General features: G+C 66.2%; 12 protein-coding genes. 3 read left to right on the top strand and 9 right to left on the bottom strand.

Annotation, left to right across the window (positions count from 1 at the left end; translation table 11 throughout):
• Window positions 1–5: 5 nt before the first annotated feature.
• From HF323_RS05390 to HF323_RS05380, 3 genes are all read right to left on the bottom strand, one after another.
• Window positions 6–683: a hypothetical protein gene (locus tag HF323_RS05390; protein ID WP_169581566.1), complete on the bottom strand. Its 678-nt coding sequence runs from the start codon at window positions 681–683 to the stop codon at window positions 6–8.
• A gap of 80 nt (window positions 684–763) precedes the next feature.
• Window positions 764–2,239, bottom strand: coding sequence for a decarboxylase (locus HF323_RS05385; RefSeq protein WP_169581565.1), 1,476 nt, complete (start codon window positions 2,237–2,239; stop codon window positions 764–766).
• A 290-nt stretch (window positions 2,240–2,529) separates the two neighbouring features.
• Window positions 2,530–3,183, bottom strand: coding sequence for a hypothetical protein (locus tag HF323_RS05380; protein WP_169581564.1), 654 nt, complete (start codon window positions 3,181–3,183; stop codon window positions 2,530–2,532).
• A 171-nt stretch (window positions 3,184–3,354) separates the two neighbouring features.
• On the opposite strand from HF323_RS05380, the gene HF323_RS05375 reads away from it, so the two are divergent.
• On the top strand, window positions 3,355–4,275 hold the full coding sequence (locus HF323_RS05375) for a hypothetical protein (RefSeq protein WP_169581563.1): 921 nt from the start codon (window positions 3,355–3,357) through the stop codon (window positions 4,273–4,275).
• A 37-nt stretch (window positions 4,276–4,312) separates the two neighbouring features.
• On the opposite strand, the gene HF323_RS05370 is transcribed toward HF323_RS05375, so the two are convergent.
• The 4 genes from HF323_RS05370 to HF323_RS05355 all read right to left on the bottom strand — a co-directional run bounded on the left by HF323_RS05370 (window position 4,313) and on the right by HF323_RS05355 (window position 7,740).
• The gene (locus HF323_RS05370) at window positions 4,313–5,110 is read right to left on the bottom strand and encodes a nuclease-related domain-containing protein (protein WP_169581562.1); all 798 of its coding nucleotides are present in this window, start codon (window positions 5,108–5,110) and stop codon (window positions 4,313–4,315) included.
• Between the two features lie 10 nt (window positions 5,111–5,120).
• Window positions 5,121–5,780: a DUF6226 family protein gene (locus HF323_RS05365; RefSeq protein ID WP_169581561.1), complete on the bottom strand. Its 660-nt coding sequence runs from the start codon at window positions 5,778–5,780 to the stop codon at window positions 5,121–5,123.
• Window positions 5,781–5,984: 204 nt separating this feature from the next.
• A complete protein-coding gene (locus tag HF323_RS05360; protein ID WP_169581560.1) occupies window positions 5,985–6,293 on the bottom strand; it encodes a hypothetical protein in 309 nt (102 codons plus the stop codon).
• A 349-nt stretch (window positions 6,294–6,642) separates the two neighbouring features.
• Window positions 6,643–7,740 (bottom strand): hypothetical protein, encoded by a 1,098-nt coding sequence (locus HF323_RS05355; protein ID WP_169581559.1) that lies wholly within the window; start codon window positions 7,738–7,740, stop codon window positions 6,643–6,645.
• Window positions 7,741–8,091: 351 nt separating this feature from the next.
• On the opposite strand from HF323_RS05355, the gene HF323_RS05350 reads away from it, so the two are divergent.
• Window positions 8,092–9,036, top strand: coding sequence for a hypothetical protein (locus tag HF323_RS05350; protein ID WP_169581558.1), 945 nt, complete (start codon window positions 8,092–8,094; stop codon window positions 9,034–9,036).
• Between the two features lie 347 nt (window positions 9,037–9,383).
• Here HF323_RS05350 and HF323_RS05345 read toward each other — a convergent pair whose 3' ends face one another.
• Window positions 9,384–9,998, bottom strand: coding sequence for a hypothetical protein (locus HF323_RS05345; RefSeq protein WP_169581557.1), 615 nt, complete (start codon window positions 9,996–9,998; stop codon window positions 9,384–9,386).
• A gap of 111 nt (window positions 9,999–10,109) precedes the next feature.
• Here HF323_RS05345 and HF323_RS05340 point away from each other — a divergent pair, with 111 nt between their 5' ends.
• Entirely contained in the window at window positions 10,110–10,289 is a 180-nt protein-coding gene (locus HF323_RS05340; protein WP_223169206.1) for a DNA-binding protein, read from the top strand.
• A 234-nt stretch (window positions 10,290–10,523) separates the two neighbouring features.
• Here the strand turns inward: HF323_RS05340 and HF323_RS05335 are convergent, their stop codons facing one another.
• Window positions 10,524–14,114, bottom strand: a complete 3,591-nt coding sequence (locus HF323_RS05335; RefSeq protein ID WP_169581556.1) for an NACHT domain-containing protein — start codon at window positions 14,112–14,114, stop codon at window positions 10,524–10,526.
• Between the last annotated feature and the right edge of the window lie 14 nt (window positions 14,115–14,128).

Raw genomic sequence — 14,128 nt, 5'->3', positions numbered from 1 at the left:
GCGTCTCACTCACCGGTGGGTCGGACGGGGCGTGCGAGCAGCCGGATCGAGACGGCGATCACCCAGATCCAGAAGAGGAAGTACGGGGCCGTCCACGCGTAGCCCTCCCAGAAGAAGCGCACGGCGATGAGCCCGATGCCCGCGGCGATCACCCACCACGCCCACCAGGCGGGGAGGGCGCGTCCGGCGAGAATCGCCCACCCCGTGGCGAGCGCGAAGCCTCCGAGTGCCAGCCAGGCGTTGGCGAACCCGAGATTGCCGAGGTCGAAGGCGAAGAGCGCGACGGACGGCTCGAGCTCGTCCCCACGGTTGAAGGCGGCGTCCCAGCTGGCGTCGATGACGCCGTACGCCGCGACCAGCACGCCGCAGGCGAGCGCGACGGTGGAGCGCCACGCGGGATCGCCCTCGGTCGCGCGGAGCCGGGTGGTCAGGCATCCGACGAACCAGACGAACGCGAGCATGCCGACGGCGGCCGTCGCCTGCGCGGCCGTCACCCACGCAGTGTCGCCGGCGCGGAAGAATTCGGCTGCCTGATCGCGTGAGCCGTCGAATCCCGGCTCGCCGAGCGTGGAGATGGCGATGATGGGGGTGAACAGCAGCACGGTGGCGACAAGGCCGACGATGCCGGTGATCCTGTCGAGTTCACGCCAGCGGTCACGCGTTCGGACCCTTTGGTCGACCATGGCGCCTCCTTCGTGGGCGAGACGGCGGAGCAGGGCAAGTATGACGCGCGGGCGCAGGGAGCGAAAGGCTCCCGCTGTGCTCAGGCGATGACCTGGATGGTCACGAGGGTCGGGTCGGCCGCGTAGGCGATGCGTCCGCCGTCCGCTCGCGTCGCGCGGAGGGCCTCGAGCGCGGTCGTCGTGATGACCTCGCCCGGCGCGAGCACGGGAACCCCGGGTGGGTAGGGGGCGATGAGTTCGGCGCAGACGCGGCCGGCCGAGGCATCCGCTTCCACCGTCTCGTGCGGAGCGAAGAACGCTTCGCGCGGGGGCATCGCGGTGTCGGCGCGCACGCTCCACGCCGATGAGGCGGTGATCCGGCATGGCTCGCCGCGGTGCCGCTCGATCGCGGCGACGAGCGCGTCGACGAAGCGGGCGACGGTCGTCTCGTCGTCGGCGAGCGTGATCACCGCAACGAGCACGTCGCGATCGGCCATCTCGAGGGTGATGCCCTGCGCCAGCAGGTCCTTCTCGACGGCATGGCCGTGCGCGCCGGTGCCGGCGAGCAGGACGACGAGCTTGGCGGGGTCGACGGCGAGTGCTCCGTCGGGGTGGTCCGCCGGCCGGTCGACGAGCACGCCGACGCCGGGCACCGCCGCGAGCGAGGCGCGGGCCGTCGCGACCAGGTCGACGAGACGCCCCACCAGCCGGGCGCCATCGCGCTGCAGGAGCGCGCGGGAGGCATCGGCGCTCGCGAGGATCGCGCCTGCGGCGCTGGTGGTGGCGGATGCCTCGAACGCCCGCTCCAGGCGGTCGGGGTCGAGCAGGCCACCGGTCCGCGTCGTGCGGGCGAGGAGCAGCGCCGACTGGCTCCAGGCGGGCAGCGTCTTGTGAGCGCTCGTGACCAGCGCGTCGGCGCCGCGCGCGAGCGCGTGGGCCGGCACGCGCGGTGAGAAGCCGAAGTACGCGGCCCACGCGGCGTCGATGACGAGCGGCACGCCGGCCTCATGAGCGGCGTCGGCGAGTCCGGCGATGTCGGACATGGTGCCGACGTAGGAGGGGTCGCCGACGAGCACCCCGCACGCGTCGGGGTGGGCGCGCAGCGCCGTCCGCACCGCGTCGACCGGGACCGCGCCGGGAAGGCCGGTCGCGGCATCGATCTCGGGGTGCACCCACACGGGAGTCAGGCCGGCGAGCACGAGTCCGAGCAGCACCGAGCGGTGCAGCGTGCGCGAGACCACGACGCTCTGGCCGGGGCGGCCCAGCGCGAGCACCGACGCCTGGTTGGCGTGGGTGGATCCCCCGACCGAGAGCCGGCACCAGTCCACGCCCCACGCGCCGGCGGCGCGCGCCTCGGCCGTCGCGAGGAGCGCATGGTCCTGCTTCATCGTGTCGAGACCGGCCAGCATGGGAACGTCGCCGGCGATGACGTCTCCGACGAGGTCGCGGCGGTGCTTGTGCCCGGGGATGCTCATCGGCATGCTCCGGCCGTCGCGCACGTCGGCGGTGAAGCGCAGCCACGCCTCGAGCAGCGGTGCGTCGGCCGTGAGACCGAGCGGGTCGCGGGGATCGCTCATGCGCCGTCCTCCAGGAAGCGGCCGACGGCGTCGATGACGGCGTCGGCGCCGAGATCGGAGGTGCGCACGTGTCGACGATAGCGGCGCCGCCCGACCCCCGCGGGATGCCGCAGATGAATGAGTGCCGCCCCGCAGCCGTTTTGAGGAAAGGATGCGGGGCGGCGGTGAGGTAAGCCAGGTGCCTCATCTGGGAGACGCGGAACGGAGCGCGCTATTACGCGCTTGTCCACTTCTCTCTTGGATCAGGACGGATCGCGTGTCTTTCGCGCCGGGGGTGCCTGGGAGCAGCCTCAGCTGTCGGATCCCACGCGGACCTCGGCGCCGGAGCGCTCACCGGGGGAGACGGAGCCGGGTGCGGCATCCCTCGGCGCGGCGAGGATGATCACGACCGCCTCGATGCCGAGCACCATGAGCGGGCCGTGCGGCCAGTACCCGGTCGCGAGGGTTCCGGCCACCATGAGCGGCAGCGTCAGTCCGAGCATGATGCGCACCCACAGGCGCCACCGCGATCCGGCCGTGATCGCGGCGACGATGCCGGCGAGGCCGACGGCGATGAGCACGAAGGCCTCCGCGCCCCAGAGGAAGTGCAGCGGGGCGTCCTTGGGGGTGTTGACGTAGCTGAGCGCGGTCACCGGCGCGCCCGAGATGATCAGCCACGCCATCGCCGTGCCTCCCCATCCCGTTCGGCGCAGATCGGGCAGCACCGCCAGTCCGATCACGAGGAAGGAGATCGCCGCGAGCGCGCCGAACACGATGTAGGGATCGTGCACCGCCTCGCGCGCCCAGAAGTAGGCGCGGTAGCGGAACACCCAGTCGTACCAGGGCACTCCGAACTCCGACGCCGGGAACGGCAGGATCGCCAGGGCCCAGAGTCCGCCGACGCCGGCGATAACCGCGCGCCACGGACGTGATCGGTCGACGAAGGTCGGATTGTGTTCCCCCATGCGCTGATTGCACCACTGCTGCGGCATCCGGCGCCAGAGCTGTATCCGCAACCGACGCGCGCTGAGCCGGAACGCGAACGGCTGGTCGGATGCCGCGGACTCTCGTCAGCACTGCCATCCGGGCGGTACGCTCCTCGACAACGAGCATGCAATCTTCGCGAGGGGGCGAGCGTGCCGATGGGACTGGGGTCTGAGCAGGGCAGCGTGGTGGAGGCCGCGCCGCGCGAGCCTGCGCGCCGACAGGGCGGGGTGCGCGTGTGGCCGTGGGCGCTCGCGACGGGTGCTGTCGTCGCGGTGCTGGCGGCCGGCGTGCTGTTCGCCTGGACGGTGAACGAGACGCACTTCGATCGTCCGAGCGAGCAGTTCGACCAGTTCGGCGCCGAGATCGCGGGGATTCCGGGCGTCGAGAGTGTCGACAACGAGCGGTGGGTCGAGGCTCCGACCTTCTCCCACCCGACATCGTGGATGTCGGTCTCGGTGAGCGCGGACGGCCTGTCGGGTGTGATCGAGGCCGCGTGCGCGAGCGACTACGCCGATCCCGTCACCTGGACGATCCGCGTCGGCGGAGCGGCTGAGGTGACGCTGAATGCGGGGCCGCCGGCTCCGGCCCAATCGGACGGTGCCCGGGCATGCCCGGATTTCGGGTTCGACGCCGTGAGCCTCGTCGACGAGCTCGGTCGCGTTGCTCCGGGACTCGCGGTGCAGCCGGCCGTCTGGGACGACGGACGCTTCGCCCTCGTGGCGCTCGAGGTACCGAGTGGGTTCACGTCCGTCCTGCCCCTCGTGTCGAACGCCGGCCGGCTGCTCGAGGCGGCGGGACTGCCGGCGACCGGGATCGTCGAGATCAACTCGCAGAACCTCGGCTTCACGTTCGAGCCGGGTGAGCGCGATCGGTGCGTCGCGCTGCTCACCGAGCTCGCCGAGGAGTACGGCGCGAGCTCCTTCTGGGTCACGAGCGCGGATGCCTCCGCCGACGGAACCGGAAACGTGCAGGTCGTGGCGCCCGCCGCGCAGCACGACGCGATCGAGGAGGCCATCCGATCGTCAGGTCTGTCCTTCGCCCGCGATCCGGTGAGCTTCCTCGAGCAGTGATCGAGGGGCGGATGCCTCGGCCGGCGCGGGCTCGAGGCTAGAGCCCGAGCATTCCGAGCGCGTTCGTCGTGAGCGTGGCGGCGACCGCGAGGAGGGTCGCTCCGCCGGCCAGCACCCACGCTCCGCGCACACGACGGGCTGCGTTGACCTCTCGACGAAGCGCGCCGAACGCGGCCATGTCGACGGGCTCTTCGGGGGTTACCCCATCCGTCTGCCAGAATCGGCGGCTCGCCAGGGTTTCCGCGAGCCGACCACTCGTGTCGGGGTCGAGGATGGCCCGGCGGCGGCGAAGCCAGCGGACCAGTTCGCTCGCGCGCAGCACGGTGATGTCGCCGGGCTGCTCCTTGATCGTGATGCTGCGCGCTCCGACGATCACGATCGCGGGGTGCACCGCGATCGCCGTGCCGACCGCGGCACTGAGTGCCCGGGCGACGCGCTGCGCCTCGTATCTCGAGTTGCGCAGGTGGTCGGTCTTCTGTCCGTTCAAGAGAAGCCGCCTGCTGCCGACCCAGACCTTCGCATCTTCGTGGAACTTCGTGTTGATCGTGAACACGCCCGCAGCACCGACGACGACGTGGTCGATATCGCTGCCCCGGTCACCCACCGGCACCGAGTGCAGTATCGTCCACCCCGAACCGAGCCTCGCGAGCTGCTCTGCCACGTGGAGCTCGCCGAGCGCGCCCACGTACCACGATCGGGACTCGGCCGAGAGCGGCGAGCGGCCGAACGCGCGAGCTGCACCCGATCGCGCCGGGACGCCGCTCTGTGCCCGGAGGCATGCGCTCACGACGGCGGCAGCTGGTACGGTCCCGAACTCGGTCGACGGTGTCTTCATCCCGGGCCTTTCACGAACGGGGAGAAGCCTGAGGCCAGGGCGCCCAGTGTCCCGGGATGTCGCGAAGGACCCGCCGGGCGGCTTTGAGGCGTTTCGACGGGACGTCGGGGGCGGGCCCTCGCCCCGAAGTCTGGCCGTCGGGGTAGGTCATCGAATACGCGACCCACGGGCGCGGACGTCGAACGACCGACTCGCGATACTGTCCGCTCACGACGGCAGCGACGTGCCTCTCGAGTTCGGCCGCTTCTGCCTCCCACGTGGAGTCGCACGCATCGCAGCCGCACGACGGGTAGTGGAAGTCGTGCAGGGCACCGGCGTGCAGAACGATCCCGGGGTAGCTCGTGAACACGAAGGTCAGGGGAGCGGATGCCGGATCCTTCGGCTGGATCCGCACCGCTCGGACTGCCTCCACGGCGGGGTGGATCAGATCCGCCTTCGTTTCGATGTCGTCCGTCACCTCGACGTCGTATGCGTCGCGAAGGTGCGCGATGAGGGCATCGGCCACCGCGTGGATCGGCGCGAATCGTTCCGGATGGGTGTCGACGGAGTAGGTGTCCTCCGGGGGTGGCCCCTCCCATCGATTCCCGTAGGGAATGAGAGCCCCTTCGGCGTCGTGGAACGTCGGTCCGACGATCGGCGGGCGGACGTACGCGGCGGGCCTGTGCGTCATCCGCCGGTCTTCCCCTTGTTGCGGACCTGCAGACCGCCGGTACGGAAGCGCCGCGTGGATTGCAGGTCCCTCGCGTCGACGAGGACCGCAAGAAGGTCGTTGGGCTGCGCCATGGCACCAGCATGGCAGTCGGGGGACGGGCGCCGCTCGGCGAATGGCCCTCCTGGCCCGGCGGCGCTCGGATCCAGTACTACGCCCAGGGGGTTACCAGTCGCGCGGACCGGGACTGGGGTTGAAGTCAGGTCGGTCGCGATCGCCCTCGCGAAAGTCGTCGATTCCGCCTGGAGCTCGACGTGCATTTCCTGCGGCGCCGGCGGCGGGATATCCGGCTCCCGTGGCCCAGAGCTGGGGGAGTTGCTCGCGCTTGTTGTGGCGCGCCGCCCGGCGTTGCCGGCGCTTCCATCGAGCCTTCGCCATGCGACCGCTCGCCCAGCGCAGCACGATCATGAAGATCGCGCCCCACATCAGACCGACGACGAGGCCGACGAAGAACATCGACGTTTCGGGATCCACAGGCTCAATCTAGAGCCGAGGGTGCGGATCAGCCCATAGCGGCGAGTTCGTTCGATGCCGGGGGTGCGCCAGACCATGCCGCGCTGTCGCGAGTCCTGTACGCGACATCTGGTACCGGAGACGCACCGTGCGGTTTCGGGTACTCGCGAAAACGCGCTTTCCCGGATGCACCTGATTTCGGGGCAAGGTTCTGGACGAAACCCGCCTGTTCGCGGAACGCCTCCAGCAGTGGGAAGACCACTACAACTACCACCGACCGCCTCCGTCAGTTGCACAAACCCAGCCACGATGTGCCATCGCCACAACGGCCGATCGTGAGGTTGCGTTGGAGTCGATCGTCCATACGACTTCACCCGACGCCGGCTTGTACCTTAAGGTACGGTTCCAGCCGCCAATCGTCGTCGGGGTTCAGTTCAAACCACGCGACTTGATCTGGATAAGCGCGATCGTCATTCGGCGCTAGTTCGTTCTGAGAAGCGAGCAACTCACTGACGTGTCTGTCGACCTCGTCCTTGAAGCTCTCCGCGAACAGTGGGTCGTCGTCTTGCTCGTACACCTTCCGGACCGGCGCAGCCGCTTCGAGGATGTTCTCCGCGAGGCTCGTGCGAGGAACCGACCAGTCGATCTCGAGGAAGCGGAGGGACTTGGGATAGGTGATGAACGCGCCGGGGCTTGCTGAGCGGTGTGCCACCGTAAGCCTTGCGAGCCACTCCGGCGCCGACACACGGTCGTCGAAGCCGCGCTCGATAAGGGCGTCCCTCGTACCGGTCACGAACGGGCTCTCGATCAACCCTGCCCTGAGCGCCTCGGCAAGCAGGTCGGTCTGTTCGTTTCGCAGTTGCAGCGACTGCACGCAGAGCACGACGCCCAGTGCGATAACTGGAGCACCGAGCCACCACGAGGAGGGCAAAAGGAAACAGCCAAGCGTCACCAGGGGTAGTGAGACACCCTCGCGAAATCGCGCTTCCGAACGCACGCGGTCATACTCCTGGTACTGCTCTTCGGCGTTGCTCCACAGTCTCATCTCCAGTGCAGCCAGATCACGAAGGGCTGGGTACGTGTCGAATGCCTCTGCGGCCTCCGACGGGATGCCCGCCTGCTTGAAGGTTGAGCGGACTAGTTCTCGAATCATTTCCTCGCGCCGCCCATATTGTGCGTAGGCGGTGCGGACGGCAAGGGGGTGCAAGCGCCGTCCGACTCGCGTGGACGACATGCTCGCGATGGCATTTCTTGCGCGGACGAGGAGCCAGTTCACTGCTGCCGAGAACACCCTAGAAAGCGGGAGCGCCGCGGTGCCCACTAAGTACGCAAGGAAGGTCGCTGCGGCGACGAGCGGGATTGTTGCTGAAAGGTTGTTCCACTGAACAACCGAACCCCACAGGTCGTTCAGCAGGGGGAGAGCCGCCGAAGCGGCGGTCCAGTTCCACCGAAGGACGAGCACGGCCACCGCGAACCAAACGGCGCCGGCAGCGAGCGGCGGCCGCATTTCCCGCACCCCTGGAAGAAGCGACCCAAGAAATCCCACAGTGCTCCATTTCTGTCCGTCGCCGATCCTATGGCAGGGCGTCCCTGCTCCCGAAGAGATTCATTCGTTTTCCGAGTGATGCGACGAGGAACTCATCGCATCTCTCGCGACACCACAGCAGAACGTCCCGGAAGAAAACGGGCACCCGCGAAACGGCTCCGACCTCTGCGATAGTCACAACTTGGCTCAGTACGGGGTGAGTCATATCATGTCTCCGGACATGCCTGAGTGAGTCAACTCGACGCTAGAATTTCGGTCGACTGGGGGGGTTGATTGAGAGAACAGACCGATGAAGCGGGCACTTCCGGTACACCGTTGTTTCGAGTGGGCCCCGGTTACATCAATTACTGGATGCACGAGGCGCTAGAGCACTGGACGATATCCGAGCACGAAGCGAAGGCGGTTCGCGAACTCGGAGCATCGCTTGGCCTCTTGATGAAGCGCCGCAACGAGGTCGAAGACGCTCGAAGACGGTTCACCCCGGCGGGCAGCCTCGCGAAGTTCAGCCGGGCCTCACTCACGGAAGCCCAACAGGGGTTGTTCGAAGCGACGTCAAGCTTCTTCCTCATGTACTACTCCGCGCTCTCCGCGCTCGCGGGTGTCGCGGTGCGGTTCCGTGCAGAGCTACGGGACGAGTTGGGTGATCCGCCTCACGCGAGCAACTCGAAGTTTCTCGCTTGGCTCAAACCTGCTGCAGCGTTCAAGGATCACTTCGAAATCCTCACGGAGGCGCGGCAATTCCGCGCAGTCCTGGATCATAAGGCCAGCCATCAACCCTACGAGTGGGGCACTGTTGTTGAGGCCCCAAATGCCCTTGTGCGAGTCATGCTCCATGGGCCAGCGAATCGGGCCGGCGGGATCCCGGATGGGGCCAGCTTCCGCCCAGAAAGCAATGACGAGTTCCCACCGGACCATGCTTGGGTCTTCGTTGCTCCCGACGAAGACGTTGTGCTGACTGTCTTGGCTGTCCAGATGAACATGATCTTCGGACGCATCAATGCCTCGAGATTCCGAGAGGACAGCCTTGGCTGTCAGTGGGTCAATCGTCTCGGGCCTCATGACCCCGAAGACGGATATCCGGTACTCGCCCCCGTTAGCGGAGTGCTCACCAACCTCGAAACCCACCAGCCGAAGATTTCAGCTGAGGATCTAGCGGCGATCGATGCCATCCTTGCGAAGTACGACCGTGGGACTTCTTCGTCCGACGCCGCGAGCTGAAGTACGCGCTCCTCGCCCCCCTCGGCTCGGCAGGGACGATCAGAAACCGGCCCTGCGGCCGGCCTTCAGCGCTCGTGCCCCCGACAGGAATCGAACCCGCGACCTTTGGTACCGGAAATGTCGGAGAGCGATTTCCGAAAGCTTCAGATACCTCCAAAATCCGCGGAATTCCGCGGGTTTTCGAGGTTCCGAGGTGCGTTTGGCTTCGCCCGAAAACACATGAAATCTCACCAAGTGTGGGCAAAATGTGGGCAAATTGGACGCGAGTTGGGCGCCCTACGCGCAGCCGCACCTCGCCAAATCCCGTTGCCCCTGATGGTCGTCGGCCGGCAGCGCCGGCGGGCCGCTCATCGTCCGATCGAAGGCCCCGATGAACCTGGTCGGACCACGGGCCCGGTGAGCTGCTCGCGGAGCTGCTGCTGGCGTGTCTGGCGAAGAACCTCGCGTCCGGTGGCCTCGTCGACGAGGCCGGCGATACGCGCCCGATTCATCATGCGCGTCGCGGTGCTGACGCTGACGCCGAGCTGTTCCGAGACGAGCTTGAGTGGACCGTCGTTGATGACCGAGGCGAGCCGGTACAGCCTCACCGCCTCGCGCAGGTTCTGTTCCTCGGAGCGCGACTCGTCCGCCCGCACTCGCGTCAGGTACTTTCCGTAGGTCTCAGGCTCCGAGAGATCACCGTCGATGCGGACAACGCGAGCCGCAGCCCATTTGACGATGGCCTGCACCCGGAGGTCGCGCAGCAGCGTGGTGGTCACCTCATCGCCCTCGCCGCTCCGATCGACTCGAATCGACGCAGCCGCCGCCCGCCGCAGGGTCGGGTCGTACACGAGGTGCGCGCGGACCGTACCCGGAATGTCAGGAACTCCCGTCACGACCGCGACCCACGAGCGGGGGATATGAATGCCGTCGCCGGCGTCGAGGATCTCATCGTCGATCGATTCGATCGAGAGTTCAGGCATGCTGCGAGTTTCGCAGGTTCCGGAAGCGCGAGCAAGCGATGACATCGAGCACTCACGGGAGTAAAGTGCGTGAGCAAGTGATGACATCTACCATCCACGAAGGAGAAAGTCATGAACTCATCGCCGAATTCGCTCGCCCTGACGATGAAGGATGCCGCGAAGCTCGTCGGCGTCGACTACCGCACGATCAAGCTCGGCATCGAGAACGGAACCATCCCCACGGTCCAACTAGGCCCGCGTCGGATGATCCCACGCGTGCCGCTGCTTCGCGCCTTCGGCGTGGACGCCTAGCGGGACGACGGTCGCAAGACGGGCCTATTGGTGGTTACCCAGCCCGTGGCCCGCGGGGCTTACCTCGGTGGCCGAGGCTAGATGCGTCCGGTCGCGCGGGCCCGCGGAACCGCAGATGATTTGCGACGTCCGCGCGCTGCCGCGCGGGCTCATCAACGTGGCAGGACGTCTGGATCAGCAAGTCCCCAGGGATGCCGGTCGCGCATCGACGTCGAAAGTCGCGCGCGGCGATCCTCAGCGCCCGTCGGTATGAGCGCCCGAACGGACGAGCCAACCTGGGTGCAGGTGGCACTTGGCACACGAATCGACACCGATTGGGTTCTCTGTCCAGCAGTGGCTGCAAGTCCAAATCTCGGCGGACTCAATGTCGCCGTCACAGTGGCGACGCACCGAGGCATCGGAATCCTCACGAAGCTCCGCGAGGGGAAAGACTTCTCGGTCAGTGACGGATGATGCATATCGGGCGAGGGCCGCGCGGCACGAGCTGTCGGCATTGCGGTACTTCTCCACCAGCACGGGGTCGCCTGCAGATGTCGCGAGCGAAACCACGGTGGCAAGGAATCGGTTCTGCCAAGTCATCGGGACGTCGAGCGCCTCGATCATCTCGCTTGCACCGGAGCAGCCGGTGTTCACTGTCAACTGCGCAGTCAGAGAGACGATCGATTCGGCCCCGGAAGAGAAGCATCCCGCCAGAGCGACAGCTTCTTCGCAAGTGAGTTGACGCGAGACTTCGCGAGCGACCAAACGGGTGGTACAGACCTGCCGAAGAGTGTCGTTCATCGCGTCGTCATCTTGAAGCAGTATCGCGCGAGCTTCGGTCGCCAATCTCTCACGGTCCAAGCCGTATGCACCGACAACCGTCTCAATCCAAATCGCGCGAAGATCGTCCGAGGTCTTCGCGACTTCTTTCAGATCGCCGATGGAGCCCTGGGCCCAGCCAATGATCGAAATGAGATCAGAAATCTCCCCCCAGCGCCACGGTTCAGGAGGCGTGCCCGGACTGTTCTCTTCCGGCCAGCTCGCGAGCAGGGATAAGAGCCACCCGAGACCGTGCTTGTCCGCGTACAGCTCCGCGAACTCGCGCAACGGGCTGAGGGCGGACAACATTCCTGAGAAATCTACTTTGTAGCCCCGTGCCGAGAGCTCAGTTGCTACTTTCTCGAACGTTCCGTGGGTCAAGCGCTTGGCGATCGCGAGAAACTTTTCCGCGGCTCCTTCCGGCAGCTGGTCGACGTGCTCCACCGCCATCTCGATGACGTCACCCGTACCCTCGACGTAGCGTTCGACTGACTCGATTACGAACGTCCCGTTTCGGAATCCCTTCGAGCCCTTTGCAGGCTTGGATGAGTCCAAGAGGTCGGCGACGAGCGTGAGCTCGATGTCATTCAGCGGCCGCCGCTCGTCTTCCGCCGTTCTCAGGCTGAAAAGAAGGTCGATCAGTGCCCTCCTCTGCGGAGGGAGGCCGAGTCGTCGAACGCGAGCGTGCTGATGCTCGCGGAGCGATTGGGACGACCGGAGCCGGGCGAGCTGGACGGCGAAGTGCCAGCCCTCGCCATCGAGATCGCCTGCTCGGATTCGCTCGATCCAGGACGTGCCAGGTTGCGGCGCAGGGAGAGCATCCTCCGCTGCGTTCGCGACAATATCGATAAGTCGTCGCTGTGATTCGAGAGACGTATCCGTCCAGTTCGAGGCGAAGCTAGCCGCCCACTCGACTGCTCGATTACGGGTGGGTTCGTCCGCGCCACGGTCCGCCATGTCGAGAAGGAAAGTTCGGAGCGTTTCGTCCGTCTGTACCGCGAGCTGTACTGTGTTCCGGAGGTCGGGGTCCGCGAGAGCGGTCGCAAGCCATTCCCGCTTGGCCGCCTGGGATAGTTGGGTAGCACGACGCGCGTCCGCGAGCTCGGCGAACTGACGGCTTCGTGCCACCAGATGGTCGCCAGTCACCAGGAACACACCGACTCGTTCGTCCCAGAAGTGGATTATCTGGCGTGCGAGTTCCTTTCTAAGCGGGAGCGCTAGGTCCCAGGGCTCGAGTTGCTGAGCGACCGCAGACTCAGCCTCCTCCAAAGTAGCGGGGCTTGTGTTGATGAGCCGCCCGATCGTGATGAAGCCGTCTGTCAACATCGACGATCGCATCGCGGGGTCGAGTCCGTCAGAGTGGCTGGCCTTGAGGGCTTCCCAGGCTGTGACGCTGTCGTCGATCACGTTGCTGAGAAGCTCGACCGGATTCCCGGTGTCGGCCTTGCCAGCGGCTATACGGAGAGTTGCAAGTGTGGCGAGCAGTGGGACCTTCCAGATGGCGTCCGCACCTTCCGAAGCGCTCATCACGCGCCGGATTCGCTCATCAACCCAAGCATCGGGCTCCGCAACGTCCTCTGGGACTAGCGCTTTGACGATCTCCGGCAGCGACCTTTCTAGGCTCGTGGGCGACTCAAGAGTGACCGTGGGTAGACCGAGTTGAAGCGCGGCCTCTGCGGCGCTTGGGCGTGTTGAGAGGATGAAACCAGTTTGTGCGGGCAGCGCGGCAACAATTTGTGCCAGGTTGGCGGCGACCGAGCCGAGTTGCTTCCGCGCCTCGTCGAGACCGTCGACCATGAGGATCGCGTTCCCCGAGAGGAGGGCTTCCCGCAGAGCGACCACAGTCACAGACGGATCCACACTGACGACCTGTTCCGATACCCGGAGAAGAATGGTCTCAAGCGTGAGCGAGCCACCCGACTGGATCGTTGCCAAAGACTCTTTGAGGTCAAAGAGGACCGGGACCGGAGCTTCGGTGTTCAACGCGAAGTCTGCTGCCAACTGACGCATCGCCTCACTCTTTCCGATACCTGGCAGCCCCGTCAGGATGAATCTGGTGTTGCGACGCGCGACTCTCAGCACGTCAGCCGACATCCGGTCGCTCCACCGAACTTCCCACCCTTGGAGCAGTCCCTCGACACGTACCTCGGCGAGGCGAGGGGCAAGTGTCGAGAGGGCGAGGAGATCGTGGGGGCGCGAAAGTCGGCCACGATAGGCATCAATTGCCTGACGCTTCGCTTGGGCCGCCGCCGCTGGCACCCCTGAGATGTCAGCCCTGACTTCGATGCCCGCGGCTTCGAGGGCCGCGAGCCAGTCGGCCATGTCCGTCCAACGCCTGGCGGCTGCTGATTCCTGCATCAGGCTCTCCAGTGCGCGAAAGGCTGACTCGGCCTTACCCTGTGGAACGATCATGCTGAGCAAGGCGCACGCCACCTGTCGATGAGGGTCCGCCGCGGTCTCAGTTGCCAAGTTCAAGAAGAGCGCGTCTTGAATCAGCCTGTCTGGTTCTGAGCACCCTGCAAGCTCCAGCTCGGACTTAATTGTGCTCAGATCGGCGAGCTGACGTTTATTCAGCGCGGGGGCGTGATCGTCGCCTAACTGGTCAATTGTCCGCTGGATGCTCCGCAGTGCGCCCCGAAATTCACGAGAGACAAGGCCGAGCCGGTCGCCTGGGAGATAGGACTGTCCGCACCACTGTGCCAGTGTCTTCCGAAAAGGAGCGTCAACTCCTGCCGACCGTTTGCACTGCAAGTACCACGTCGTACCGTCGCTCATCTGCACGACGATGTCGTCGACATCTTCGGGTGCCTCCAGGTAGACACGCGATGGTACGGCGCCGGGGCGACTCTCAACTTCGCGGCCGACCATGCCGTGCACAGCCAGAAAAGCCGCGGCACCGCTTCTGTGCCGGCTGCCCTGTTCGTTCGCCGAGCCGCCAGCGCTCCCGTTATGCATCGCACTCCAGTCAGGTGTCGCCGCGTCAGCGCGCCGTCGCCACGCGATTCTATTGGGGGAGTTGGGGCCCACGTCGAGTCCGCCCA

This window comes from Microbacterium sp. MF43 (assembly GCF_012847295.1).
In the GTDB taxonomy this organism is placed as follows: domain Bacteria; phylum Actinomycetota; class Actinomycetes; order Actinomycetales; family Microbacteriaceae; genus Microbacterium.
Note: the sequence above shows the minus strand (reverse complement) of the source record. Positions and strands in the feature narration are given on the sequence as shown.